The 25,741-nt window shown below is 61.9% G+C and carries 21 protein-coding genes; 11 read left to right on the top strand and 10 right to left on the bottom strand.

Annotated features, from left to right (window positions below):
• Window positions 1-92: 92 nt before the first annotated feature.
• Window positions 93-542: a Cd(II)/Pb(II)-responsive transcriptional regulator gene (cadR, locus tag MKZ87_RS17245; protein WP_085702935.1), complete on the bottom strand. Its 450-nt coding sequence runs from the start codon at window positions 540-542 to the stop codon at window positions 93-95.
• 85 nt (window positions 543-627) lie between these two features.
• On the opposite strand from cadR, the gene MKZ87_RS17240 reads away from it, so the two are divergent.
• The 7 genes from MKZ87_RS17240 (at window position 628) to MKZ87_RS17210 (ending at window position 9,705) form a co-directional block, all read left to right on the top strand.
• Window positions 628-2,883 carry a heavy metal translocating P-type ATPase gene (locus MKZ87_RS17240; protein ID WP_085702934.1) on the top strand — a complete coding sequence of 752 codons (2,256 nt, stop codon included), beginning with the start codon at window positions 628-630 and terminating at the stop codon, window positions 2,881-2,883.
• A gap of 16 nt (window positions 2,884-2,899) precedes the next feature.
• On the top strand, window positions 2,900-3,763 hold the full coding sequence (locus MKZ87_RS17235; protein ID WP_085697889.1) for a LysR family transcriptional regulator: 864 nt from the start codon (window positions 2,900-2,902) through the stop codon (window positions 3,761-3,763).
• A gap of 226 nt (window positions 3,764-3,989) precedes the next feature.
• Window positions 3,990-5,066 carry a putative 2-aminoethylphosphonate ABC transporter ATP-binding protein gene (locus MKZ87_RS17230; protein WP_085702932.1) on the top strand — a complete coding sequence of 359 codons (1,077 nt, stop codon included), beginning with the start codon at window positions 3,990-3,992 and terminating at the stop codon, window positions 5,064-5,066.
• Window positions 5,066-6,790 carry a putative 2-aminoethylphosphonate ABC transporter permease subunit gene (locus MKZ87_RS17225; RefSeq protein WP_085702931.1) on the top strand — a complete coding sequence of 575 codons (1,725 nt, stop codon included), beginning with the start codon at window positions 5,066-5,068 and terminating at the stop codon, window positions 6,788-6,790. The genes MKZ87_RS17230 and MKZ87_RS17225 overlap by 1 nt, the downstream gene beginning before the upstream one ends.
• A gap of 47 nt (window positions 6,791-6,837) precedes the next feature.
• A complete protein-coding gene (locus MKZ87_RS17220) occupies window positions 6,838-7,863 on the top strand; it encodes a putative 2-aminoethylphosphonate ABC transporter substrate-binding protein (RefSeq protein WP_064600170.1) in 1,026 nt (341 codons plus the stop codon).
• A gap of 151 nt (window positions 7,864-8,014) precedes the next feature.
• Entirely contained in the window at window positions 8,015-9,148 is a 1,134-nt protein-coding gene (locus tag MKZ87_RS17215) for a TIGR03364 family FAD-dependent oxidoreductase (RefSeq protein ID WP_085702930.1), read from the top strand.
• The gene (locus MKZ87_RS17210; RefSeq protein WP_234206119.1) at window positions 9,148-9,705 is read left to right on the top strand and encodes a phosphonate degradation HD-domain oxygenase; all 558 of its coding nucleotides are present in this window, start codon (window positions 9,148-9,150) and stop codon (window positions 9,703-9,705) included. Before MKZ87_RS17215 ends, MKZ87_RS17210 begins: the two co-directional genes overlap by 1 nt.
• Before the next feature lie 129 nt (window positions 9,706-9,834).
• On the opposite strand, the gene MKZ87_RS17205 is transcribed toward MKZ87_RS17210, so the two are convergent.
• Together MKZ87_RS17205 and MKZ87_RS17200 are read right to left on the bottom strand one after the other, a co-directional pair.
• Window positions 9,835-11,211 (bottom strand): GTPase/DUF3482 domain-containing protein, encoded by a 1,377-nt coding sequence (locus MKZ87_RS17205; protein WP_266201383.1) that lies wholly within the window; start codon window positions 11,209-11,211, stop codon window positions 9,835-9,837.
• Window positions 11,204-12,577, bottom strand: coding sequence for a DUF2868 domain-containing protein (locus MKZ87_RS17200; protein ID WP_234206117.1), 1,374 nt, complete (start codon window positions 12,575-12,577; stop codon window positions 11,204-11,206). The genes MKZ87_RS17205 and MKZ87_RS17200 overlap by 8 nt, the downstream gene beginning before the upstream one ends.
• An 85-nt stretch (window positions 12,578-12,662) precedes the next feature.
• On the opposite strand from MKZ87_RS17200, the gene MKZ87_RS17195 reads away from it, so the two are divergent.
• Window positions 12,663-13,175 carry a dihydrofolate reductase gene (locus MKZ87_RS17195; protein WP_085702927.1) on the top strand — a complete coding sequence of 171 codons (513 nt, stop codon included), beginning with the start codon at window positions 12,663-12,665 and terminating at the stop codon, window positions 13,173-13,175.
• A 142-nt stretch (window positions 13,176-13,317) separates the two neighbouring features.
• On the opposite strand, the gene MKZ87_RS17190 is transcribed toward MKZ87_RS17195, so the two are convergent.
• On the bottom strand, window positions 13,318-14,709 hold the full coding sequence (locus tag MKZ87_RS17190) for an L-cystine transporter (RefSeq protein ID WP_085702926.1): 1,392 nt from the start codon (window positions 14,707-14,709) through the stop codon (window positions 13,318-13,320).
• 240 nt (window positions 14,710-14,949) lie between these two features.
• Here MKZ87_RS17190 and MKZ87_RS17185 point away from each other — a divergent pair, with 240 nt between their 5' ends.
• On the top strand, window positions 14,950-16,011 hold the full coding sequence (locus tag MKZ87_RS17185; protein WP_085702925.1) for a phosphorylcholine phosphatase: 1,062 nt from the start codon (window positions 14,950-14,952) through the stop codon (window positions 16,009-16,011).
• 192 nt (window positions 16,012-16,203) lie between these two features.
• Here MKZ87_RS17185 and ilvD read toward each other — a convergent pair whose 3' ends face one another.
• From ilvD to MKZ87_RS17155, 6 genes are all read right to left on the bottom strand, one after another.
• On the bottom strand, window positions 16,204-18,045 hold the full coding sequence (gene ilvD / locus MKZ87_RS17180; RefSeq protein ID WP_064380052.1) for a dihydroxy-acid dehydratase: 1,842 nt from the start codon (window positions 18,043-18,045) through the stop codon (window positions 16,204-16,206).
• Window positions 18,046-18,300: 255 nt separating this feature from the next.
• Window positions 18,301-19,518 carry an MFS transporter gene (locus MKZ87_RS17175; RefSeq protein ID WP_266201381.1) on the bottom strand — a complete coding sequence of 406 codons (1,218 nt, stop codon included), beginning with the start codon at window positions 19,516-19,518 and terminating at the stop codon, window positions 18,301-18,303.
• A complete protein-coding gene (locus tag MKZ87_RS17170) occupies window positions 19,511-20,467 on the bottom strand; it encodes a diiron oxygenase (RefSeq protein WP_085702923.1) in 957 nt (318 codons plus the stop codon). The genes MKZ87_RS17175 and MKZ87_RS17170 overlap by 8 nt, the downstream gene beginning before the upstream one ends.
• Window positions 20,464-21,537, bottom strand: coding sequence for a SagB family peptide dehydrogenase (locus MKZ87_RS17165; protein WP_085702922.1), 1,074 nt, complete (start codon window positions 21,535-21,537; stop codon window positions 20,464-20,466). Before MKZ87_RS17165 ends, MKZ87_RS17170 begins: the two co-directional genes overlap by 4 nt.
• Window positions 21,538-21,981: 444 nt before the next feature.
• A complete protein-coding gene (locus MKZ87_RS17160) occupies window positions 21,982-23,178 on the bottom strand; it encodes a class I SAM-dependent rRNA methyltransferase (RefSeq protein ID WP_085702921.1) in 1,197 nt (398 codons plus the stop codon).
• Between the two features lie 124 nt (window positions 23,179-23,302).
• The gene (locus MKZ87_RS17155; RefSeq protein ID WP_085689565.1) at window positions 23,303-23,842 is read right to left on the bottom strand and encodes a type 1 glutamine amidotransferase domain-containing protein; all 540 of its coding nucleotides are present in this window, start codon (window positions 23,840-23,842) and stop codon (window positions 23,303-23,305) included.
• A 227-nt stretch (window positions 23,843-24,069) separates the two neighbouring features.
• Here MKZ87_RS17155 and MKZ87_RS17150 point away from each other — a divergent pair, with 227 nt between their 5' ends.
• Together MKZ87_RS17150 and mutM are read left to right on the top strand one after the other, a co-directional pair.
• Window positions 24,070-24,882, top strand: coding sequence for an HDOD domain-containing protein (locus MKZ87_RS17150; RefSeq protein WP_176247728.1), 813 nt, complete (start codon window positions 24,070-24,072; stop codon window positions 24,880-24,882).
• Between the two features lie 28 nt (window positions 24,883-24,910).
• Entirely contained in the window at window positions 24,911-25,723 is an 813-nt protein-coding gene (gene mutM, locus MKZ87_RS17145; RefSeq protein WP_085702920.1) for a bifunctional DNA-formamidopyrimidine glycosylase/DNA-(apurinic or apyrimidinic site) lyase, read from the top strand.
• The last annotated feature ends 18 nt before the right edge of the window (window positions 25,724-25,741 follow it).

Genomic DNA, 25,741 nt, shown 5'->3' with positions numbered 1-25,741 from the left:
GCACTACTAAAGGGGCAGAGCGAATACCAGCCGAAAGCAAGTTGAGGGTTTCCCCTAAACCATAGAATCTCCCACAGTGTTATGTGGTGTGCTCAGTGACCGTGACTGCGGCCCACATGCGAATGCTCAATCTCCGCCGCCACAACCCCGCCACTCACCTCCAGCCGCTGCAGGATCCCGCACTGATCCGCCTCCGGCCCTTCGCCACACCGCTGTCGCAGGTCGAGCAGTTGCGTCTGCAATGCCAGTAGCCCGTCGATCCGCGCCCTGACGTGCTGGATATGCTCGTCGATCAGCGCATTCACGCTCTCGCACTGATCCTGCGGGCTGTCGCGCAAGGCGAGCAGGCTGCGGATTTCTTCGAGGGTCATGTCGAGGGTGCGGCAGTTGCGGATGAAGGTCAGGCGTTCGGCGTGGGCCTGGGTGTAGACCCGGTAGTTGCCGTCGCTGCGGGCCGGTTCCGGCAGCAGGTTTTCGCGCTCGTAGTAGCGGATGGTTTCCACGGCGCAATCGGTCTGTTTCGCCAGTTCTCCGATCTTCATGACGGCCATCTCCAAAAAGGGTGCTTGACCCTATAGTGGCTACAGGGTCTTTACTTGGCAACAGGCACCTTCATGGACGCGACCAATGAGCGATTCCCAGCACACCCACCAATCCCACGCGGGACACGACCACCGCCACAAATTGCAGCCTGTGCATAAACACGACCACGGCGCTGATTCCTGCTGTGCATCGAAAGCGGCGGCGCCGTCGCTGATTCAACTGAGTGAAGCGAATAGCGCTGACGCCCGGCTGAGCAGTTTCCGCATCGAAGCGATGGACTGCCCGACCGAACAGACGCTGATCCAGAACAGGCTCGGCAAACTCACCGGGATCCAGCAGCTGGAATTCAACCTGATCAACCGCGTGCTCGGCGTGACCCACAATCTGCCGGACACCGCGCCGATCATCGACGCGATCAAATCCCTTGGCATGCAGGCCGAGCCGCTGGAGGCGGGCGTTGAAGCACCAGCGCCAGCCCCGGTGAAAAAACACTGGTGGCCGCTGGCGCTGTCCGGCGTCGGTGCGCTGGCTGCCGAAGTGATTCACTTCACCAGCGCTGCGCCGACCTGGGTGGTAGCGATCATCGCGCTGATCTCGATCCTCAGCGGTGGCCTCACCACCTACAAAAAGGGCTGGATCGCCCTGAAGAACCGCAACCTCAACATCAACGCGCTGATGAGCATCGCCGTAACCGGTGCGGTGTTGATCGGCCAGTGGCCGGAAGCGGCGATGGTGATGTTCCTGTTCACTGTGGCCGAGCTGATCGAAGCGCGCTCGCTGGATCGCGCGCGCAACGCCATCAGCGGCCTGATGCAGATGATGCCGGAGCGGGCGACGGTGTTGCAGGCGGACGGCAACTGGGTCGATCTGGAGGTGAAAAGCGTCGATATCGGCGCCCGCGTGCGGGTAAAACCCGGCGAGCGTATTGCGCTGGACGGTGAAGTTGTCAGCGGCAGTTCGACCATCGATCAGGCGCCGATCACCGGCGAAAGCCTGCCGGTTGAGAAAACTGTCGGCGACAAAGTGTTTGCCGGCACCATCAACCAGGCTGGTTCGCTGGAATACGCGGTGACCGCAGCGGCGAACAATTCCACTCTGGCGCGGATCATCCACGCTGTGGAACAGGCGCAGGGCGCGCGGGCACCGACCCAGCGCTTCGTCGATCAATTCTCGAAAATCTACACCCCGGTGGTCTTCGCCCTGGCTCTGGCCGTGGCGATCATCCCGCCGCTGTTCATGGGCGCCGCGTGGTTCGACTGGATCTACCGCGCGCTGGTGCTGCTGGTCGTCGCGTGCCCGTGTGCGCTGGTGATTTCCACCCCGGTGACCATCGTCAGCGGCCTCGCGGCGGCGGCGCGCAAAGGCATTCTGGTCAAGGGTGGCGTGTACCTGGAGGGCGGTTTCAAACTCGACTATCTGGCCCTCGACAAGACCGGCACCCTCACTCACGGCAAACCGGTGCAGACCGATTACCTGTCCCTCGATCCGACCGCCGACGCCACGGCCCCGGCGATTGCCGTCGCGTTGGCCGGGCGTTCCGATCACCCGGTGTCGCTGGCCATCGCCAATGCGGCTGTGGATAAAGGTTTCGCGCCGCTGATTGTGGATAACTTCGAAGCGCTGGCCGGCCGCGGGGTGAGAGGTGAGATCAACGGTCAGGCCTACCACTTGGGCAACCACCGTCTGGTCGAAGAACTCGGCCTGTGCTCGCCGCAACTGGAAGAAAAGCTGTTCGCGCTGGAAAAACAGGGCAAGTCCGTGGTGTTGCTGCTCGACCGTTCCGGCCCGCTGGCGCTGTTCGCCGTAGCCGACACGGTCAAGGAAACCAGCCGCGAGGCGATCCGCCAGTTGCATGATCTGGGCGTGAAAACCCTGATGCTGACCGGCGACAACGTCCACACCGCGCAGGCGATTGCGACACAGGTCGGGATCGATCAGGCCAAGGGCGACTTGTTGCCGACCGACAAACTGCAAGCCATCGAAGATCTGTACGCGCAGGGCCGTCGAGTCGGCATGGTCGGCGACGGCATCAACGATGCGCCGGCACTGGCTCGGGCCGAGATCGGGTTTGCGATGGCGGCGGCCGGTACCGATACAGCAATTGAAACTGCCGATGTCGCCCTGATGGACGACGATCTGCGCAAGATTCCGGCCTTCATCAGCCTGTCCCGCAACACGGCCAGCATCCTGAAACAGAACATTGCGCTGGCGCTGGTGATCAAAGCGATCTTTCTTGGGGTAACCTTCGCCGGGCTCGCCACCATGTGGATGGCGGTGTTTGCCGACATGGGCGTGAGCCTGCTGGTGGTGTTCAACGGTTTGCGCCTGTTGCGCAAGTAGAGGAAGAGGGGCGGTTGTGCTGAGTGCCGAGCTGAAAGCGTTTTACATGGTGGCCCGTCTGGGCAGCATCACGCTGGCGGCAAAGAAGCTCGGCCTCAGCCAACCGACCGTGACCACCCAGATCCGCAATCTGGAAAGCCAGTATTCGGTGGAACTGTTCTACCGTGGCGGCCGGCGCCTGAGTGTCAGCGACGAAGGCGCGCGGCTGTTGCCGATGGTCAAGGCGCTGTTGCAGCAGGAGGCCGATATCGAGTTCTTCCTGCGCAACAGTGGTCAGGTGCAGGGCACGCTGCGTATCGCTGCCACCGCGCCGTATTACATCCTCGATCTGGTGAAGACCTTCCGTGAGCGCCTGCCGCAGGTGGAAGTGTCGGTGGAAATCGGCAACTCGCAGCAGGTGCTCGAAGCGCTGGAGGACTATCGGGTGGATGTCGCGGCGTCGTCGCAGCTGCTCGACGATGCGCGGTTGATCCGTAGAGTGCTCGGCAGCGATCCGCTGGTGCTGGCGGTGCATCGCAATCATCCGCTGGCAGCGCACGACCATGTAGCGCTGAGTGCGCTGGCCGGGCATACCTTGCTGATGCGTGAATCCGGCTCGACCACCCGTCGCCTGACCGAAGAGTTGCTGGCCGGCGCCGGCGTCAGTTTCGGGCCGTTGCTGGAGATCGGCAGCCGCGAGTCGATCCGCGAAGCGGTGCTGCGCAATATCGGCATCAGCATCATCGCCCGTCAGGAAGTGCCGCATGATCCGCAATTGCGGGTGCTGACTCTGGAGAATGCACCGCAGATTCCCGAATACCTCTACTGCCTCAAGGAGCGCAAGAGCGCCCGGTTGCCGGCAGCGTTTCTTGGACTGGCGCAGGAAATGTCCCCGGCCTGATCGTAATGATCGTTCCCACGCTCTGCGTGGGAATGCCTCATTGGACGCTCTGCGTCCGCTCTTGGGACGCGGAGCGTCCCGGGCTGCATTCCCACGCAGAGCGTGGGAACGATCCGCGGGGAACCAAAATCCCTGAATACCACTATCGGTCGTTTTTGCGTCGTTGCCATATGACCGACGCATTACAACTCTAGGATCTGCCTCATCCGCTTGATGAGGCCTGTCCATGAACCCTGCAATCGCAACTGCCCTGACCAACCCCGGCGCACCGATGAAAGTGCGTGGCGTGCAGAAGCGCTTCGGCGCCTTCACCGCGCTGGATAATGTCTCCCTCGATGTCGCGGCCGGTGAGCTGGTGTGCCTGCTCGGCCCGTCGGGCTGTGGCAAGACCACGCTGTTGCGTTGTATCGCCGGTCTGGAGAAGCAGGACAGCGGCGAGTTGTACCTCGGTGAGCGCGACGTTTCCCACCTCGCGCCACAGGCTCGGGACTACGGCATTCTGTTTCAGTCCTACGCGCTGTTTCCCAATCTGACCGTCGAAGCGAACATTGCCTACGGCCTCGCCAGCAGTGGTCGCGATGAAGTGCGCCGTCGTGTCGGTCAGATGCTGGAACTGGTCGGCCTCAGCGGCAGTGAGAAAAAGTACCCGGGCCAGTTGTCCGGCGGCCAGCAACAACGTGTAGCCCTGGCCCGAGCCCTGGCCCCCGCGCCGTCGCTGCTGTTGCTCGACGAACCGATGTCGGCCCTCGATGCCCGGGTGCGCGAGCATCTGTGCACCGAGCTGCGCCAACTGCAACGCAACCTCGGCATCACCACCCTGATGGTCACGCACAATCAGGACGAAGCCATGCTGATGGCCGACCGCATTGCGGTGATGAACAACGGCAAGGTCGAGCAGTACGCCACCCCGCAGGAAATCTACAACCGCCCGGCCACACCGTTCGTGGCCGAGTTTGTCGGCCAGGGTAACTGGCTGCCGTTCCAGCGCAGCAGCGACAGTCACGCCAAGGTTGGCGGGATGAACCTGCGCCTGGCCGACGGCAGCGTCCACAGTCCGTCGGGCCGACTGTTCTGCCGCCCGGAAGCGATCAACGTCAATCCGCTGGGGCATGAGGAAAACCTGTTCCCGGCCAGGGTCCGCGAGATCACTTTCCTTGGCAATCGCTGCCGCATGAGCTTCGAGCTCGATCAATTGCCCGGTCATGCCTTGCTCGCCGAACTGGCGCCGGAAGCCATGCCGCGCCTCGGCGCCCAGCAGATCATGGTTGCTTTGCCGCCCCGCAGCCTGCAGGTGTTTGCCTGATGAACAGCAACCTCGCACTGCCACTACCGCAAAAGCAGGCGCGGCAGGTGTCCGGGGCCGAGGTCGGCGACCGGATCTTCGTCCTCGGCGGCAAACTCCTGCTGCTGGTGCTGCTCGGTGTGGCGGTGCTGTTGCCATTGCTGGCGATCTTCTGGCGCGGTTTCAGCAGCGAAGCCGGGCAGGGCGGTGGCTGGCTCGCCGCGAAGGAACTGGTGACCAGCGACAATTTCCACTGGCTGCTCGGCAACAGCCTGAAAGTTTCCCTCAGCGTCGCGGCCATCGTCGTACCGCTGGCCTACCTGTTTGCTTACGCCTTGCAGCGCACATTGATTCCGGCAAAGGGTATCTGGCGCGGGATTTCGTTGCTGCCGCTGATGGCGCCGTCGATGCTGCCGGGGATCGCGCTGGTGTATCTGTTCGGCAATCAGGGCATGCTGCGCGGACTGCTCTCGGACAACATCTACGGTTTCTGGGGGATTGTTCTGGGTGAGGTGATCTACACCTTCCCACATGCCTTGATGATTTTGCTGTCAGCCCTGTCACTGGCGGATGCACGACTGTTCGACGCAGCGTCGAGCATGGGCGCCAGTCCCGCGAAAGCCTTTCGCAGCATCACCTGGCCGGCGACCCGTCAGGCCGTGTTCGCCGCGGTCTGTCTGGTGTTCACCCTGACCATCACCGATTTCGGTGTACCGGTGGTGGTCGGTGGCGACTATCAGGTGCTGGCGCTGGAAGCCTACAAAGCCGTGGTCGGCCAGCAGCAATTCGGTCGCGGCGCGTTGATCGGCATGGTTCTGCTGCTGCCGGCGCTGTTCAGCTTCGGCGTCGATGCCTGGTTGCGTCGTCGTCACGGCGACTCCATGAGCGGCCGCGCCCAGGTGTTCAAACCGGCGCCGTCGAAGAAGCGTGATGCCTTTTATCTCGCCGTTGTCCTGCTGATCAGCGCCGCGTTGCTGCTGGTGTTCGGCATGGCGGTGTTCTCGTCGCTGGTGAAGTTCTGGCCGTACAACCTGTCGCTGTCGCTCAACCACTATCAGTTCAACGAGACCGCCGGCGGTGGCTGGCTGGCCTACGGCAACAGTCTGAAGATGGCGCTGGGCACGGCGTTGATCGGCAGTGTGCTGATCTTCACCGGCGCCTACCTGATGGAAAAGACCCGCAGCCAGCGCGGGCTGAATCTGACACTGCGCATGCTCAGTTTCGTACCGATGGCGGTACCGGGGCTGGTGCTCGGTCTGGGTTACGTCTTCTTTTTCAACCTGACCGGCAACCCGCTGCACGTGCTGTACGGGACCATGACCCTGCTGATCGTCTGCACCATTGCTCATTATTTGACCACTGCGCAGATGACCGCCACCACCGCGCTGCGTCAGCTCGACGCCGAGTTCGAGGCCGCCGCGCTGTCGCTCAAGGCGCCGCTGTACCGGCATTACCTGCGGGTCACCGTGCCGATCTGCCTGCCGGCGCTGCTGGACATCGTGCGCTACCTGTTCGTCTCGGCCATGACCACCGTGTCCGCCGCGATTTTCCTCTACAGCCCCGACACCATTCTCGCGGCGGTGGCGGTACTGAACATGGATGACGCCGGCAACGTCGGCGGCGCGGCGGCGATGTCGACCCTGATTCTGTTCACCTCGGCGGGCGTGTCCTTGCTGCTGGCGTGGGCTTCGCGCGGCTTGCTGCGCCGTTCCCAGGCCTGGCGGCAAACGGCGCCCGGCCACTGATCCACGACTTGTCCCCTATCGCTCAACTCACCTACAGGAAAACGATCATGTTCAAGCCTATGGCCCTGGCCGCTGCTGTGCTCGCTACTTTCAGCCTGAATGCCTTCGCGGCAAAAACCGAGTTGACGGTGTACACCGCCCTCGAAGCCGAGCAGTTGAAGTCCTACAAAGAGGCCTTCGAAAAGGCCAACCCGGACGTCGAGATCAAGTGGGTGCGCGATTCCACCGGGATCATCACCGCCAAACTGCTTGCCGAAAAGGATCGCCCGCAGGCTGACGCGGTGTGGGGCCTGGCGGCGTCGAGCCTGGCAATCCTCGATCAACAGGGCATGCTGCAAAGCTATGCGCCGAAGGACCTGGGCAAGATCGGCGCAAACTACCGCGACGCCGCCAACCCGCCAGCCTGGGTCGGCATGGACGTCTGGGCCGCGACGATTTGCTTCAACACCGTCGAAGCCGAAAAGCAGGGCCTGACCAAACCGGTGAGCTGGCAAGACCTGACCAAGCCTGAGTACAAAGGCAAGATCGTGATGCCGAACCCGGCCTCGTCCGGCACCGGTTTCCTCGACGTCAGCGCCTGGCTGCAAACCTTCGGCGAGAAACAGGGCTGGGCTTACATGGACGGTCTGCACCAGAACATCGGCCAGTACGTTCACTCCGGTTCCAAGCCTTGCAAACTGGCGGCGGCGGGCGAATTCCCGATCGGGATTTCCTTTGAGTACCCGGCCGTTCAGCTGAAGCGTCAGGGCGCGCCGCTGGACATCATCCTGCCGAAAGAGGGCCTGGGCTGGGAGATCGAAGCGACTGCCGTGATCAAAGGCACGCCGCATGAAGAGGCCGCGAAGAAACTGGCCGACTTCTCCGCCAGCGCCCCGGCGATGGACCTGTACAAGGAAAACTTCGCCGTCCTCGCCCAGCCGGGCATCGCCAAGCCGCAGACCGAACTGCCGGCCGACTACGAGCAGCGCCTGATCAAGAACGACTTCGCCTGGGCCTCGAAGAACCGCGACGAGATCCTGACCGAATGGCGCAAGCGCTATGACGGCAAGTCCGAGAAAGTCGCCGCCAAGTAAATCTTCTTGCCCGCTCGTTCCCACGCTCCGCGTGGGAATGAATACCGTGACGCTCTGCGTCACAGAGGACGCGGAGCGTCCTTGGCTGCATTCCCACGCAAAGCGTGGGAACGAGAAGCGCCTGGACGCGAGAACGATCATTGGGGGCTGCATGACACAACACAAAGACTTGCTGATCGTCGGCGCCGGCATCCTGGGCCTGTCCCACGCTTACGCCGCTGCCCGGCGCGGTCTCAGGGTCACGGTTTTCGAGCGCACTGCCACGCCTCTCGGCGCCTCGGTACGCAACTTCGGCCAGGCGCTGGTCACCGGCCAGCCACCGGGCCCGATGCTGGAGCTGGCCAAGGCCAGCCGCGAAATCTGGGGCCAGTGGGCGCAGCTCGCCGGCCTGCAACTCAAGCGCAACGGCTCGTACCTGTTCGCCCGCACCGAGGCCGAAGAACATTTGCTCGAAGCCTTCTGCGCCGGGCGCGCCGTCGAGCACGACTACCGCGTCGAGCTGCTACGCGGTGCCGCGCTGCGCGATCTGTATGGCGGCCAGTTCAGCCATCACTGCGCCGCGCTGCACGGGATGGACGATCAACAACTGTATTCCCGGGAAGCAATTCCGGCGCTGATCCAATACCTGCGCCGCGAACTCAACGTCGGGTTTCACTTCTCGACGCTGGTGCGCGACGTCGAACCGGGACGCCTGCACAGCACGGCCGGCACTTTCACCGCCAAGCAGATCATGGTCTGCTCCGGCCACGATTATCAGACCTTGCTGGCCGAGCCGATTGCCGCCCTCGACCCGCAAATCTGCCGCCTGCAAATGCTTCGCGTCCGGCCGCAGATCGACCTGAACTTGCAACATGCCTTGCTCACCGGTCTCAGCTGCGTGCACTACGGCGCCTTCGCTGACTTGCCGGAAGCGTCGGCGGTGCAGGCGCAAATCCTGCGCGAACAACCGCACCTGCAGGAAAACGGCATCCACCTTTTGATCAGCCCGACGCCCTATGGCGAGCTGATCATCGGCGATTCGCACCATTACGGCTGCGATCCGTCGCCGTTCAACGCCGAGCAGGTGGACAACTGGATGCTCGAACTGGCCGAGCAGACTCTCGGTTGCAAGGTGCAAGTGGTCGAGCGCTGGCAGGGTGTCTATGGTTCCCGGGGGCCGGGGCCGTTTTCGTTCCTGCGCCCGGCGCCGGGGCTGAGTGTGGCGCTGATGCACAGCGGCGTCGGCATGAGCGTCGGCCCGGCCATGGCCGAGCGCAATGTCGCACAGCTTTTGGGAGAGAACTGATGTTGAGTCACGAGCAAGTCATCGACCGGGTGTTCGGCCTCTATGAGCGCTTCGGCGCCAGCGACTACATCGGCGAACCGGTATCGCAGATCGAACACATGTCCCAGGCGGCGCAACTGGCCATCGCCGAAGGCTTCGACGACGAAGTGGTACTCGCCGCGTTCTTCCACGACATCGGCCATTTGTGTGCCGAAGGTGCGGAGAACATGGGTGGTTACGGCGTGGTCAGCCACGAACGCCTCGGCGCGGATTATTTGCGCGAGGCCGGATTCAGCGAGCGCCTGGCGCGGCTGGTCGAGTATCACGTCCAGGCCAAGCGCTATCTGACGCTCAGGGAGTCGGGCTATTACGAGCGCTTGAGCGAAGCCAGTCGCCGCACCCTGGACTATCAGGGCGGGGTGATGACCGAGGCTGAAGCCGATGCGTTCGAGCAGGATCCGTTGTGTGCCGTCAGCCTGCGGATGCGCCGGTGGGATGAGCTGGCGAAGGAAATGGCCGTGCCGGTGATGGATCTGGGCGTGCTGAAGGGCAAGGCAGCGCGGTTGCTTGCTGTGTAAGTCTTTGGACCGGGCTGCTGCATTCGCGAGCTTGCTCGCTCTCACAAAGATCTTTGGTAAACACAGATCCTGTGAACGTTCGAAGTCCCTGTGGGAGCGAGCTTGCTCGCGAAGACGGCGGATCAGGCACTACAGCTCTGTGGCCAAAGACTCAATCTCTTCCTGCCGCTCAGCCTGATTCAGCTTCGGATGCGGATTGAGCGAAGACCACTGCGGATGCGCCCGCGCCTTGTTCAGCGCCTCCGGCAACTTGCCTTCGCGCCAGGTCTTGTCCTGCGGCGTTGCCACCTGAATGCTGTCCAGCGCCGCATGGCCTCGGGCGTTCAGCGCTTGCAGCAATTGCCGCTGACGCAGGGCCAACAGGCGCAGCACGTTATCGTCGACCGTCAGTTCTCGCTGGCCTTTGATCTTGCCGAGCAGGCGATTGCCATAGCTGCGGGCGGTTTGCAGGGCGCCACCGGCAATGGCACCGGCCAGAGCGGCAGCGCCGAGCGTAATGCCGCCGACCAGCAGATCCACACCCGCGCCGGCTGCGGCACCGGCGGCAATTCCGCCGCCGACCCGCACGCCGAGCTGCTTGAGGGTTTCCGGGTTGAACAGGTCATCGCCCCAGCGCCCGTCGAGCAACGGCAGATCACTCGCGGCGGCGTCCTGTGGGCGGAAGGCGTAGAGCTTGAGCAGCGCTTCGACGCAGCGTTGTTCGCGCTGACGCACGGCTTTGCGCAATTCGCTGATGGCTTGTTGTTCCTGTTCGGCGTTGCTCGCCACACTGCGTCGGCACGCGGCGCAGTCGATCAGCAATTCGGCAATCAGGCGTGCGGCGCTTTGCTCGCGGGCGAGGCGCTGGGCCTGTTGATCGGCGATCAGGCGTTCAAGTTGTGGGCGGGCGTTTTCCAGCAACAGGGCGAGGCTTTCATACAGCCGCCGCTCGCCATTCTCGGGCGGGGCGACGCTGTCGAAACGCACCAGCGCATGCAGGCCGAGACGCGCCAGTGCTTCGCGCCAGTCCGGCTCGCGGTGGTTGGCGCTGCTGACGAAATTCAGCACCGGCAGCAACGGCTTGCCGCAACTGGCCAGTACTTCCAGTTCGTCGCGGTATTTGGCCAGCACCGGTTCGCGGGCGTCGATCACGTACAGGCCGGCATCGGAGGCGAGCAGTTGCCGCAGCACTTTGGCTTCCTGTTCGAAACGCTGGCGCGCTTCGCTGCCGTCGAGAAACCGCGCCAATCGCGCCGGGCCGTCGAGGCGTTCGCCGGGGCGTTCCAGGCGCTCGAGAAAATCCAGCAGGGCGATGGCGTCTTCCAGGCCCGGCGTGTCGTAGAGGTCGAGCAACGGCTCGCCATCCACCGACAGCCGCGCGCCTTCGACATGCCGCGTGGTGCTTGGGCGATGGGAGACTTCGCCGAAGCCGACATCGCGGGTCAGGGTGCGCAACAGTGAAGTCTTGCCGACGTTGGTGTGGCCGACTACCGCCAGTTTCAGCGGTGCTTTCCAGGCATCAGTCATGTCCGTGCTCCAGCCAGTTCAACGGGGCGCAATCGGCAAACGGCAGTTCGAGTTGTTGCAGAGCCACGTGCCAGTCGCCGAGGCGTTCGGCGTCCAGTGCTTGTCCTTGCGGCGCCTGCATCAGCCAGACGCGGGTGGCGGCGGCATTGCGCGCCAACTCGGCAATCAGCGCCAGGCTGCCACGATCCGGCGAACGCCTTGGGTCGCAGGCAATCGCCAGGCGCGCCGGCGGGAAGCGGCTGAGTTGTTCGAGCAGTTTGTTGCGCGATTCACGGCTGTCGAGGATGCCGGCGTTGCTGACGTTTTTCGGCAGCGTCGGCGGCCATGGGTGTTGATCGTCGAGTTCGATGGCCACGAGCAATGCGCCATCGCTGGCGTGTTCGCCGACGGTGCTTTCGATGCGGTGCAATTGCGCAGGCTCGGGATCGGTGATGCCGAGACGTTCGCTGGTCGGCATCAGGCGTTCGCGCAACTGGGCGTATCCGGGCAGGTTCAGGTCCAGACGCAGCGCAGCCTTGCCGCTGTTCCAACGCCAGAAACAGAACAGCGCCAACAGCAGACGGGGCAGCACGCCGTACACCACCAGCACGCCGACCAGCCAGGTCGCCCAGGCCTGACGGGCGCTTTCGATGTTCAGCGCGGTGTCACCGCTGGCGCGGATCATTTCGACCGTGGGCACGTTAAAGCCCAGCAGCGCCGGCAAGGCGCCGAGGGCCTGGGTCATGTTGATGAACGTGTCGGCGCTGAGAATCGTGGTTTCCCAGACGAAGCCGTAGCGCCGGGTCGCCATCAGCGTCAGCAGCAAAACCAGCGCGCTGAGCATTGCCAGCAACCACAGACCATTGACCAGCGTGCCGAGCGCCCAGCGATTGAGTTTCCGGCGCTGCAGCATCAGCAGTAGGGCCGGCGCCAGTTGCGCAGCCTTGGCGTCGCGGGCGAGTTTTTCACTGAGCCACAGCCACAAGCGGCCTAGAGTGGCGCCATGTTCGCCAGCGAAGATCAGCCCCAGCGCCCAGCTCAACAGCAGGATCAGGTTCAGCCCGAGCAGACTGCCCAGCGCCCAGAACACATTGACCGGCGTCTGGCCCAGTGCGGCGAAGGCCAGGCCGGCGCCGCTCAGTACCGCGAAGATCGCCAACAACACCAGCGCCAGGCGCGCGCCTTGCAGCCAGTGCTTGAGCGCCGAGGTCAGGCCATCGCGCTCGGCCAGCCACAGGGCGCGGCGTTGAATGCGTCCGGGCAGATCGCCGCCGGCCGCGCGGGCCAGGCGATTGGCTTCCGGATCGTCCAGCGGGCCTGCGTGTTCTTCGCGCAGGCGCACGGTTTCGGTGAGCCAGAGGTTTTGCAGTGGAGTCAGTTCAGTCACGCGGCATCCCGTTGCTTGATTGAGCCGTGAGCATAACCGCTGTGGCGCTTATCGGGGTAAGCGCGGCTCTGGTATCCTCGCCGGCATGACTAAATCTCTCCCCCTCAGCCTGATCGCAGCCCTCGGTGAAAACCGCGTGATCGGCGTCGACAACAGCATGCCCTGGCACTTGCCGGGGGACTTCAAATACTTCAAGGCCACGACGCTCGGCAAGCCGATCATCATGGGTCGCAAGACCTGGGATTCGCTGGGTCGCCCGTTGCCGGGCCGTCTGAATATCGTGGTCAGCCGTCAGGCCGGTCTGGTGCTGGAGGGCGCGGAAGTCTATCCGTCGCTGGAAGCGGCCGTGGTTCGCGCCGAAGCTTGGGCGAAAGAGCAGGGCGTCGATGAGTTGATGCTGATTGGCGGGGCGCAGTTGTATGCGCAGGGGCTGGCCGAGGCAGATCGCTTGTATCTGACCCGCGTGGCGTTGAGCCCGGAGGGCGATGCGTGGTTTCCGGAGTTCGATCTGAACCAGTGGAAGCGGGTGTCGAACGTGCCGAATCCGGCTGAAGGCGACAAACCGGCTTACAACTTCGAAGTCTGGGAAAAAGCCTGAATCTCGATCGTTCCCACGCTCCTGCGTGGGAATGCCTCTAGGGACGCTCCGCGTCCAGTGACGCAGAGCGTCACGGGCTGCATTCCCACGCGGAGCGTGGGAACGATCAGCGAGGGAGCACGCTCCCTCGCCACAACGTCAATCAAGCCTGAGCCAGTTCCGCATGCTCATCAGCATCCAGCAGGACCTTGTCGGTCTGCTGCATCACCTGGCTGGTAATCGCACCGGCGGTGATCGAACCACTCACGTTCAGCGCCGTGCGACCCATGTCGATCAGCGGCTCGACCGAAATCAGCAACGCCACCAGCGAAACCGGCAAGCCCATGGCCGGCAGCACGATCAGCGCGGCGAAGGTCGCACCGCCCCCCACGCCCGCCACACCGGCCGAACTCAAGGTAACAATCGCCACCAGCGTCGCGATCCACAGCGGATCCAGCGGGTTGATGCCGACGGTTGGCGCAACCATCACCGCCAGCATCGCCGGGTACAGACCGGCGCAACCGTTCTGGCCGATGGTCGCGCCGAACGAAGCGGCGAAACTTGCCACCGATTGCGGAATGCCCAGACGACGGGTCTGCGCTTCGATGCTCAGCGGAATGCTCGCCGCGCTGGAGCGGCTGGTGAAGGCGAAGGTCAGCACCGGCCAGATCTTGCGGAAGAAACGCAGCGGGTTGATCCCGGCCGCCGACACCAGCAGGCCGTGCACCACAAACATCAGGCCCAGACCGAGGTACGACACCACGACGAAACTGCCGAGCTTGATGATGTCTTGCAGGTTGGAACCGGCCACCACTTTGGTCATCAACGCCAGTACGCCGTACGGGGTCAGCTTCATCACCAGACGCACCAGGCGCATCACCCAGGCTTGCAGGGTGTCGATGGCGTTGATCACTTTCTGACCTTTCTCGACGTCATCCTTGAGCAGTTGCAGCGCGGCAACCCCCATGAACGCGGCGAAGATCACCACGCTGATGATCGAGGTCGGCTTGGCTCGGGCCAGGTCGGCGAACGGGTTCTGCGGGATGAACGACAGCAGCAATTGCGGCACATTCAGGTCGGCGACCTTGCCGGCGTAGTCGGTCTGAATGGTTTGCAGGCGGGCCATTTCCTGCGTCCCGGCGACCAGGCCTTCGGCGGTCAGGCCAAACAGGTTGGTCAGGCCGATGCCGATCAGCGCGGCAATCGCGGTGGTGAACAGCAGCGTGCCGATGGTCAGGAAGCTGATCTTGCCCAGCGACGAAGCGTTGTGCAGACGGGCCACGGCGCTGAGGATCGAGGCAAACACCAGCGGGATCACGATCATTTGCAGCAGTTGCACGTAACCGTTGCCGACCAGGTCGAACCAGCCGATCGAGGCTTTCAGCACCGGGTTGCCGGCACCGTAGATCGTGTGCAGCGCGACGCCGAATGCCACGCCCAGCACCAGCGCGAGCAGGACTTTTTTCGCCAGGCTCCACGTGGTGTGACGGGTTTGCGCCAGACCGAAGAGCAGGGCAAGGAACACCAGCAAGTTGAGAATCAGGGGCAGATTCATGAGAACTCCAGAAAAGACTGTGCCAACAACCTTCCGGGGCTGTTGCGAACCGGCAAGCCTAACAGTTTGATTTCCAATGATTTAATACCGAAATCAAAGGTCGTCCGTCGGTTTTGGAATAAGCGGGTGTCGCTCACGGGGATGCAACTGGCGCGAAACGGACGCGGATGGTCGCTGACAGACGGGGACTGTCACATTTATTTGTTAGCGTCGATTTCTTTGACCCAGGGAGAAGCGCCAATGAAGTTTGCACCGAAATTTCTGGCTGTCGCACTGACTGTGGGAATGGGCCTGGTCACTCAGGCATTCGCCACCGACCTGAAACACTGGCCGGCGGATCAGGCCAAGGCACTGGACGCGATGATCGCCGCCAATGCCAACAAGGGTAACTACGCGGTGTTCGACATGGACAACACCAGTTACCGCTACGACCTCGAAGAGTCGTTGTTGCCGTTCATGGAAAACAAGGGCCTGATCACCCGCGACAAGCTCGACCCTTCCCTGAAACTGATGCCGTTCAAGGACACCGCCGACCACAAGGAAAGCCTGTTCAGCTACTACTACCGCCTCTGCGAAGTTGACGACATGGTTTGCTATCCATGGGTCGCGCAGGTGTTTTCCGGTTTCACCCTCAAGGAACTCAAGGGCTACGTCGATGAGTTGATGGCCTCAGGCAAACCGGTGCCGACGACCTATTACGAAGGTGATGTGGTCAAGAATCTGGACGTGAACCCGCCGAAGATCTTCACCGGCCAGAAAGAGCTGTACAACAAGTTGATGGAAAACGGCATCGAGGTCTACGTGATGACCGCCGCTTCCGAAGAACTGGTGCGCATGGTCGCGGCCGATCCGAAGTACGGATACAACGTCAAACCGCAGAACGTGATCGGCGTGACCACGTTGCTGAAGAACCGCGAGACCGGCGAACTGACCACCGCGCGCAAGCAGATCACCGCCGGCAAGTATGACGAGAAGGCCAACCTCGGCCTCGAACTGACCCCGTACTTGTGGACCCCGGCGACCTGGATGGCCGGCAAGCACGCGGCGATTCTGACCTACATCGACGAGTGGAAAAAACCGGTCCTGGTGGGTGGCGACACGCCGACCAGCGACGGCTACATGCTGTTCCACGATGTGGACGTGGCCAAGGGCGGTATTCACCTGTGGATCAACCGCAAGGACAAGTACATGACCCAGCTCAACGGCATGATGGCCAAGCACGCAGCGGCCCAGGCGAAAGAAGGTTTGCCGGTGACGGCGGACAAGAACTGGGTGATCGTGAAGCCGGAAGAAATCCAGTAAACCTTTCTACGATGATCGTTCCCACGTCGAGGCGTCGAACCGTCCGCATGGGAATGCCTACCGGGACGCTCCGCGTCCAGTGACGCGGAGCGTCACGGGCTGCATTCCCACGCAGAGCGTGGGAACGATCAAACTGAAGGCAAAAAAATGCCCCGCACTTGGCGGGGCATTTTTATGCACGACGGTTAAGCATCACAGTCCGTCGAGCATCGCCTTGTTGCGCACCGCGCCTTTGTCGGCGCTGGTCGCCAGCAGGGCGTAGGCCTTGAGGGCCGTGGTCACTTTGCGTGGACGCTTCTCGACCGGTTTCCAGCCTTTCTTGTCCTGCTCGACCCGGCGTGCCGCCAGTTCTTCGTCGCTGATCAACAGGTTGATCGAGCGGTTTGGAATGTCGATCAGCACCTTGTCACCGTCCTGCACCAGACCGATCGCGCCGCCGGCCGCAGCTTCTGGCGAAGCGTGGCCGATGGACAGGCCGGAAGTACCGCCGGAGAAACGGCCGTCGGTCAGCAGGGCGCAGGCTTTGCCCAGGCCTTTGGATTTCAGGTACGAGGTCGGGTAGAGCATTTCCTGCATGCCTGGGCCGCCTTTCGGGCCTTCGTAGCGAATGATGACGATGTCGCCTTCCTTCACTTCGTCGGCGAGGATGCCGCGCACGGCGCTGTCCTGGCTTTCAAAAATCTTCGCGTTGCCTTCGAAGACGTGGATCGACTCATCGACGCCGGCGGTTTTCACCACGCAGCCATCCAGGGCGATGTTGCCGTACAGCACGGCCAGGCCGCCTTCTTTCGAATAGGCGTGTTCGAAGCTGCGGATGCAGCCGTTTTCACGGTCGTCGTCCAGGGTTTCCCAACGGGTCGACTGGCTGAACGCGGTTTGCGTCGGAATGCCGGCCGGGCCTGCCTTGAAGAAGTGGTGCACGGCTTCATCGTCGGTCTGGGTGATGTCCCACTTGGCGATGGCTTCTTCCATGCTGCGGCTGTGCACGGTCGGCAAGTCGGTGTGCAGCAGGCCGCCACGGGCCAGCGAACCGAGGATGCTGAAAATGCCGCCAGCGCGATGCACGTCTTCCATGTGGTACTTCTGGATGTTCGGTGCGACCTTGCACAGTTGCGGCACCTTGCGCGACAGACGATCGATGTCACGCAGGTCGAAGTCGATCTCGGCTTCCTGGGCGGCGGCCAGCAAGTGCAGGATGGTGTTGGTCGAACCACCCATGGCGATGTCGAGCATCATCGCGTTCTCGAACGCCTTGAAGTTGGCAATGTTGCGCGGCAGAACCGATTCGTCGTTCTCGCCGTAGTAGCGTTTGCACAGTTCGACGATGGTGCGGCCGGCCTGCAGGAACAGCTGTTCGCGATCGCTGTGGGTGGCCAGGGTCGAACCGTTGCCCGGCAATGCAAGGCCCAGGGCTTCGGTCAGGCAGTTCATCGAGTTGGCGGTGAACATGCCGGAGCACGAACCGCAGGTCGGGCAGGCGCTGCGCTCGTACTCGGCAACCTTCTCGTCAGAAGCGCTGGAGTCGGCGGCGATCACCATGGCGTCGACAAGGTCGAGACCGTGGCTGGCCAGTTTGGTCTTGCCGGCTTCCATCGGACCGCCGGAGACGAAGATCACCGGTATGTTCAGGCGCAGCGCAGCCATCAGCATGCCCGGGGTGATCTTGTCGCAGTTCGAGATGCAGACGATGGCGTCGGCGCAGTGGGCGTTGACCATGTACTCGACGGAGTCGGCGATGATCTCGCGGCTCGGCAGCGAATAGAGCATGCCGTCGTGACCCATGGCGATGCCGTCGTCCACGGCGATGGTGTTGAATTCTTTCGCGACGCCGCCAGCGCGTTCGATCTCGCGAGCAACCAGCTGGCCCAGGTCCTTCAGGTGAACGTGGCCCGGTACGAACTGGGTGAAGGAGTTGGCAATGGCGATGATCGGCTTCTTGAAGTCGTCATCTTTCATCCCGGTGGCGCGCCACAGTGCGCGGGCGCCGGCCATGTTGCGGCCGTGGGTGGATGTTTTCGAGCGGTAATCTGGCATGGAGCACTCCGGGCGGCTAATCAGGTATCAAAAGGGAGTGAGCTTCTATTGACGTCTGGAACACTCAGAAATGGCCGTGTGTCCTGATGTTGCCGATGACGTTGCGGGATCGCCGCTGGTCTCAGCCTGAGCTCATAAACCCGCCGGGGATGAATGGCGATGAATCTCGCGATTCTACACCGCTGGCGTCAGGAGGGAATGGCGCAAAGCGTTGTTCCAGTGCTGACGAAGCGTGCGGGATGACGACCGGCAAGTTTAATCGCTGTCCGGTCGCCCCACGAGATCATTGCGCCGACTGATCCGGGCGTTCAATACCAGTGCTACCCCGCTGAGTATCACGAAGCTGTAGCCGAGCGTGGATTGCAGGTTGGCCGGGCTCAGGCTGATCAAGGCACTGATCATGCCGCCGCAGATGAAAATGATCGTGCTGCCGGCCGAGGCCGAGGTGCCGGCGTTTTCCGGAAACAGGCTCATGGCCCGGGAAGTGGCCGCCGGCCGTGCAATGGTAGTGCCGGCGGTACAGATCAGCATCGGGATCAGCACGGTCGCCGGAGCCAGTGCAAAGCTTGATGACAGGTAAAGCATGCTCAGGCCCGCGGACAGGATCAGGCTCAGGCCGACGACCATCTGCTGGTCGCTGTTGAGGCGTCTGCTCAACAGGCTGGCGAGGATACCCCCGGTGACGTAAGCCGCACCGTAGATCAGCAGGATCAACGAAAATTCGTAAGCGGAAAGTTGCAGCCGATCCATGAAGATCAGCGGCGAGATCACGATGAATGAAAAGTGGCAGGCGAATGCAAACGCTGAAATCAGCCAGTAGCCGACGAAGTCGAAATCTCCCAGAACCCGTCGATAGGCCATGAAGAAGTTCGTACGTGTGTCACTGGCGGTCGGTCGGGTGTTTTCCAGAAGCAGCCAGGCCTTGAGCAGCACTGCGGCGGATAAGCCGATGAACACCCAGAAGCTGCCGCGCCAACCCAGTGTCGCCTGAAGAAAGGTGCCTGCCAGCGGCGATACCGAGATGAATATCCCGCCGGCGGTGACCATCAGGATCCGCAGGCGATCGCGTTCTTCGCCTTCGAACAGATCCTGCACCAGCGCCTGGGACAGCACGAAGCAACCGCACCCCAGCGCCTGCACCACCCGGAACGTCAGAAACAGCGAATAGTCCGAGGTCATCACGCACCCGAGGGCGCCGAGCATAGAAACGCTCATGCCGGCGAGCAGCAGGCCTTTGCGTCCGATCACATCCGACAGCGGCCCGATCAGCAACTGGGCGAAGGCGATACCGACGGCGAACAGGCTGATCGACAGGGCGATGTCCGCCGGGGTGCGGTGAAAGTGTTCGGCCAGTGCTGGGAACGAAGGCAGCAGGACATCCAGCGGAAAGACGCCGAGCAACACCATCGCCAGCAAAAGACTGACAGCTCCGCGCCGCTGACGTCCGGTCACCACAGATTGTCCGTCATCCATCGATCAGTCCCGCCCTGGCAAAAAGTGTCTGGTTTTGAGGTTCGGCGAAAAATCCGGCTTTCTTCAATGCGCTTATCGTGGCGAGGCTGCCGGAGCGTGCTCGCTGTCGAATGGCCTGCGCTGTAGTCATCGTGCCGAGAATGTCCATCACCGTGGTGTTGGCAATGCCCGCGCCACAGAGGCTTTCCTGCAGCCAGTGCTCATCCACTTCGAAGAAGATTTCCAGAATGTCGAGCAAGGTCGTCGCGGTGAACGTTCGCTGTCGCGGGTCCAGGTGCAACCAGAGGTAGTGGAACACTTCGGTGAAATAGCGGCTGTGGCGCGCTTCGTCGGTGAGGTGATCGCGCAACATATCGTTGACGCCGGACACCAGGCTGTCGCGGCAGACATCCAGCAGTTCACGGGCAATGATGGTTTCCGAGACGAAACCCAGAAGAAAGCGCGCCAGCGGCTGGTGCTCCTGCCCGGTGCGTGCGATCAGCAGGTTCATCCGGGTGATCCGTCCGGGCATGACCGGGCGCCCGGTGATGGCGTAGAGACTGGCGATCTGCTCCGCCACCTGACTGGAAAACAGAGCGTGATAGCCCTCGTCGGTGTAGAGCTGCAGTGCGGCGGTTTTCATCGGCGCCGGCACCGCGACCGGCAGTTCTCCGTGGACGATGGTTTCGACGGCGCGATTGACGATCCGGTGTTCGAGCAATGTGGTGTAGTCGAGAAAATGCACCAGATGTCGGGCCGTAAGCCGATGCAGCATCGAACGGCCCGCTGCCTCGATGGCCGGGTGGGCCAGGTAGGGCAGGAATGTCGGCGGAAACCAGTGCCGGGTCTCCAGTTGTTCCTGCACGTTGTCCGGCAAGCGGTAATCGTGAGGGCTGGTGCGGACCGAGGCGCGGGTGTTCCAGTCACTCAGGGTGAACTGGAAAACCGGTGCCGGGGCGAGGGCGTTCATGGTTGTGCCTCACGCAGCAGGTCGCGCATTTCCTGACACATCGCCTGACCGTCGCTTTCCCCGCAACCGACGAAAAACAAGGGTTGCTCCGCACTGTTCTCGAGTTGCAGCAACGTTTCGACCTGATCATCGGAAAACGCGCCCGTGAGCCAGGTGTTCATGCCCAGGGCCGTAGCCACCAGTTGAAACGTCTGCGAAAGGTGCCCGGCTTCGACGAATGCCATTCGATAGGCACGCGAATGCGGGTATTTCCACCAGAGCCGGTCAAAACGGGCGGTGATGAACAGCCCCAATGGCAGGTTGTTGATGAAGTGCTGGCCTCCCAGCAGATTGCCGGGCGCGGTATCGGGCAAAGGGTTGATGAAGCTCAGGGCATGTTCGGTGGGGCGGTAGGCATACATGCCGGGCGCCAGTCCGTCGACGTTCTGTACCAGCACGAACCCGGCGCAGGCATTGAGGCCGCCGCCGGAAGGGCTGCTGCGTCGCGCGCCAAGTCCATCGGCGATGCTGTCGTCGCGATCGGCGTCGCGTTCTCGCAGGTAACCAAGTGACAGATAAAGCAAGGTGCCGACATCGTCCAGCGACACGGCGGCGCCGGTGAAGGATCGGCAGGTCTTTCGCCGGGTCAGCGAATTCGACAGGCTGTCGTCATTCAATGCCAGCGGCTCGGGCAGGGCGATGAGTGCGTTCGGACCGATATCCACAGGCATGTCGTGTGGCGGTGGAGTGGCGAGCACCGTGTTGCAGTGTTCGAGGTATTGCCTGGACCATTCCTGAATATTTCGGGGAGTATGTTCGCAAGGAATATCCCGAGTCCCGATATGGTAGATCATGGACAGTTCATCCCAGCCCCAGGCAGGGGCGGAGATTTTTAAAGAAGTCAGTATTCCGGCATTTAATAGCTGTGTATCTATTATGTTGCTGCTGTCATATAAGTCGGGGTTGTGAATAAGTTGCGCCAGTCGGGAGGAATACTCAAGATCAAGTTCATGTTGAGTATGGTCTCTGTAATTCCAGACTATCTGGCCGGGAGTTCGCGGCAGTATGAATAAATAAGGGTTTATATGCATGTTGGGACACGCTGCTCTGGATAGTTGCTTTGTCAGAGGCGCTGGGTAGCCGGCTATACCCAGCGCCCACCTTATTTAACGGGCTTTAGGTGCGACCAGAAAAGCCAGGTTTGCGAGGGTGCGGGATTCCAGAGTGATTGCTTTCATGATTGAACTCCTTGTTCATTGTTACTTGGATTAGTTGGTGTCACCTCCGTGGTGACGACTTAATAATAGTTTGTAATGGATTAATCGCAAGCAAATATTAAGTAGGAATAATCCAGTAATTTTGTCGGAGTGATCTTTGGCTGGAACTGGTTATGTAAGTTAAATTTCAGTAAATAAAGTATTTGCGGAAATATCCTGCACGTTGGTAGGAAGATAAATGTAGGAAAGCAAAATCAAAGACAAAAAGAAGGGGAGCCCGTGGGCTCCCCTTTCGATAGCGTCAATGCCGTGGATCTGTCAGCTGTTCGGCAGCAGGCGGCAGGTGATGCTCTTGATGTAGCGGGTTTCCGGGATGGCCGGGTGTACCGGATGATCCGGGCCCTGACCGCCGCGCTCCAGCAGCTGGATGTTGCGGTCCAGGTGACGGGCGCTGGTCAGCAGGATGTTCTGCAGATCGTCTTCCGGCAGGTGCATCGAGCACGAAGCGCTGAACAGGATGCCGTCCTTGTTGAGCAGGCGCATGGCTTGCTCGTTCAGGCGACGGTAGGCGCCTTCACCGTTTTTCAGGTCTTTCTTGCGTTTGATGAACGCAGGCGGGTCGGCAACGATCACGTCAAAGCGCTCTTCGCCGGCCTTGAGTTCCTTCAGGGCTTCGAAGACGTCGCCTTCGATGCAGGTCATCTTGTCGGCGAAACCGTTCAGTGCGGCGTTGCGCTCAACGCCGTCGAGGGCGAAGCCCGATGCGTCGACGCAGAACACTTCGCTGGCGCCGAATGCGGCGGCCTGCACGCCCCAGCCACCGATGTAGCTGTACAGGTCCAGCACGCGCTTGCCCTTGGCGTAAGGGGCCAGGCGGGCGCGGTTCATGCGGTGATCGTAGAACCAGCCGGTTTTCTGACCTTGAACGACGGGTGCTTCGAATTTCACGCCGTTCTCTTCCAGTGCTACCCACTCCGGCACCACGCCGAAGACGGTTTCGGTGTAACGCTCGAGGCCTTCGGCATCGCGGGCAGCGGAGTCGTTCTTGAACAGGATGCCGCTTGGCTTGAGCACTTGGGTCAGCGCCGCGATCACGTCATCTTTATGGGCTTCCATGGTCGCCGAAGCGAGTTGCACCACGAGGATGTCGCCGAAACGGTCGACCACCAGACCCGGCAGCAGGTCGGAATCGCCGTAGACCAGACGATAGAACGGTTTGTCGAACAGGCGCTCGCGCAGCGACAGGGCCACGTTGAGGCGATGCACCAGCAGCGACTTGTCCAGCGGCAGCTTGATGTCGCGCGACAGCAGGCGGGCGCAGATCAGGTTGTTCGGGCTCATGGCAACGATGCCCAGCGGCTTGCCGCCGGCGGCTTCGAGGATCGCCTGGTCGCCGGCCTTGAAGCCGTGCAACGGGGTCGCGGCCACGTCGATTTCGTTGCTGTAGATCCACAAGTGACCGGCGCGCAGGCGACGGTCGGCGTTGGCTTTGAGGCGCAAGCTAGGCAGGGACATGACGTCGCTCCGGAAAAAAGAGCGGGAGTATACCGTGTTGCGCCTTATGCCGGGTTTGGCGTGCGATGAAACGCGGCGGGCCTCATCGCAAGCAGGCCCGCTCCCGTGTCCACTCGCCTGTGCTCTATGCCGACAGCGCGTCAATCAGCGCTTTGCTGAATGCCGGAATATCGTCCGGTTGGCGGCTGCTGATCAGGTTGCCGTCTTTTACGACTTCCTGATCGACCCAGTTCACCCCCGCGTTGACCAGATCGTCCTTGACGGTCTTGTAGCTGGTCATGGTCTTGCCATTGACCAGCCCGGCCGAAATCAACAGCCAGCTGCCGTGACAGATCACCGCGATCGGTTTGCCGGCGGAGGCACCGGTCTTGACCAGATGTTGCGCGTCCTGGTCGATGCGGATGGTGTCAGAGTTCTGCACGCCGCCCGGGAGCACCACGGCGTCGTACTGATCGATGCTTGCGCCCTGGAAAGTCTGGTCGACCTTGAAATCGTCCGCAGGTTTATCGTGGTTCCAGCCTTTGACGCTGCCGGTTTCGGCAGAGAGGATGTCAACCTGCGCTCCAGCCTGCTCGAGTGCGTTTTTGGGACCGGTCAGTTCAACTTGCTCGAAACCATCGGTTACCAGAAAAGCGACGCGCTTGCTGCCGAGAGAATTTGCCATCGTTAAGCTCCTGAGTCTGTTGGGATTACAGCCCGGGACAGATCGAGAACTGTTCCAGGCACTACAGATTCCGAAGGCCGGGCAAAAGTGAAAGTTCCTGCGAATTGCCCACTGGTGTGTCGTGCGGCGGTTTTTAGAGGTTAGAATCGCCGCCTGTCCCAGAGTGTGTACTTATGTCCCAAGAGCTGACCACCGAACAGATTCAACAGTCCCTGCAAGGCATCAGCGTGCCCGCGCAGCCGCAGATCATGGTGGATCTGCAAATGGAGCAATACATGCCCGACCCGGACCTGGAGACGATCGCCAAGCTGATCTCCCAGGATCCCGGCCTTTCCGGCTCGCTGCTGAAAATCGTCAACTCGCCGTATTACGGCCTGAGCAACAAGATCACCTCGATCAAGCGCGCGGTGAACCTGCTGGGCAGCCGTTCGATCATCAATCTGATCAATGCCATGTCGATCAAGGGCGAGATGAACGACGACACCATCGTCACCCTGAACCGTTTCTGGGACACCGCCCAGGACGTGGCCATGACCTGCCTGACCCTGGCCAAGCGCGTCGGCACCGAGGCGAGCGACGAGGCTTACGCCTTGGGTCTGTTCCACGACTGCGGCGTGCCGCTGATGCTTCAGCGTTTCCCGGATTACATGACGACGCTCGAAAAGGCCTACGCCAACGCGAGTGCCGAGCGCCGGGTCGTGGATACCGAGAACGATGTCTACAACACCAATCACTCGGTGGTCGGTTATTACACCGCCAAGTCCTGGCGCCTGCCGGAACATGTCAGCGCGGCCATCGCCAACCACCACAATGCCCTGGCGATCTTCAGCGACGAGACCTCGCGCAACAGTCAGATGAAGAACCTGCTGGCGATCCTGAAGATGGCCGAGCACATCTGTGCGTCGTACCGGGTGCTGGGCAACCAGACCGAAGACTTCGAATGGCAGGCTGTCGGGCCGCTGGTGCTTGAGTACATCGGCCTCTCGGATTACGACTTCGAAACGTTGAAGCAGACGATCCGCGAACTTGGCGCGCACTGATTAGAGAAGCTGATGATTCGAGGAATCCATGCCTGAACTGCCGGAAGTCGAAACCACCCGTCGCGGCATCGCCCCGCACCTGGAAGGCCAGCGCGTCAGCCGGGTGATCGTGCGGGACCGGCGGCTGCGCTGGCCGATTCCCGAAGACCTCGATGTGCGGCTGTCCGGGCAGCGCATCGTGCTGGTCGAGCGACGCGCCAAGTATCTGCTGATCAACGCCGAGGCCGGTACGCTGATCAGCCACTTGGGCATGTCCGGCAACTTGCGGCTGGTTGAGGTCGGGATGCCGGCGGCCAAGCATGAGCATGTCGATATCGAACTGGATTCCGGACTGGCCTTGCGCTACACCGATCCGCGACGTTTCGGCGCGATGCTGTGGAGCAATGACCCGCTCAATCACGAGTTGCTGATCCGTCTGGGCCCTGAGCCGTTGACCGATCTGTTCGATGGCGAGCGGTTGTATCAGCTGTCGCGCGGGCGCTCGATGGCGGTCAAACCGTTCATCATGGATAACGCGGTGGTGGTGGGGGTCGGCAATATCTACGCGACCGAAGCACTGTTCGCCGCCGGTATCGATCCGCGCCGTGAAGCCAAAGGCATTTCCCGGGCGCGGTATTTGAAGCTGGCGATCGAGATCAAGCGCATCCTCGCTGCTGCCATCGAGCGCGGCGGCACCACGTTGCGTGATTTCATCGGTGGCGACGGGCAGCCGGGGTATTTCCAGCAGGAGCTGTTTGTCTACGGTCGCGGTGGCGAGCACTGCAAGGTCTGCGGCACAGGCTTGCGGGAAATGAAGCTCGGCCAGCGCGCCAGCGTCTGGTGCCCGCGCTGCCAAAGCTGAGCTGGACGTCCGAAAAAC

It is taken from the genome of Pseudomonas sp. MCal1 (genome assembly GCF_026341415.1).
In the GTDB taxonomy this organism is placed as follows: Bacteria; Pseudomonadota; Gammaproteobacteria; order Pseudomonadales; family Pseudomonadaceae; genus Aquipseudomonas.
Note: the sequence above shows the minus strand (reverse complement) of the source record. Positions and strands in the feature narration are given on the sequence as shown.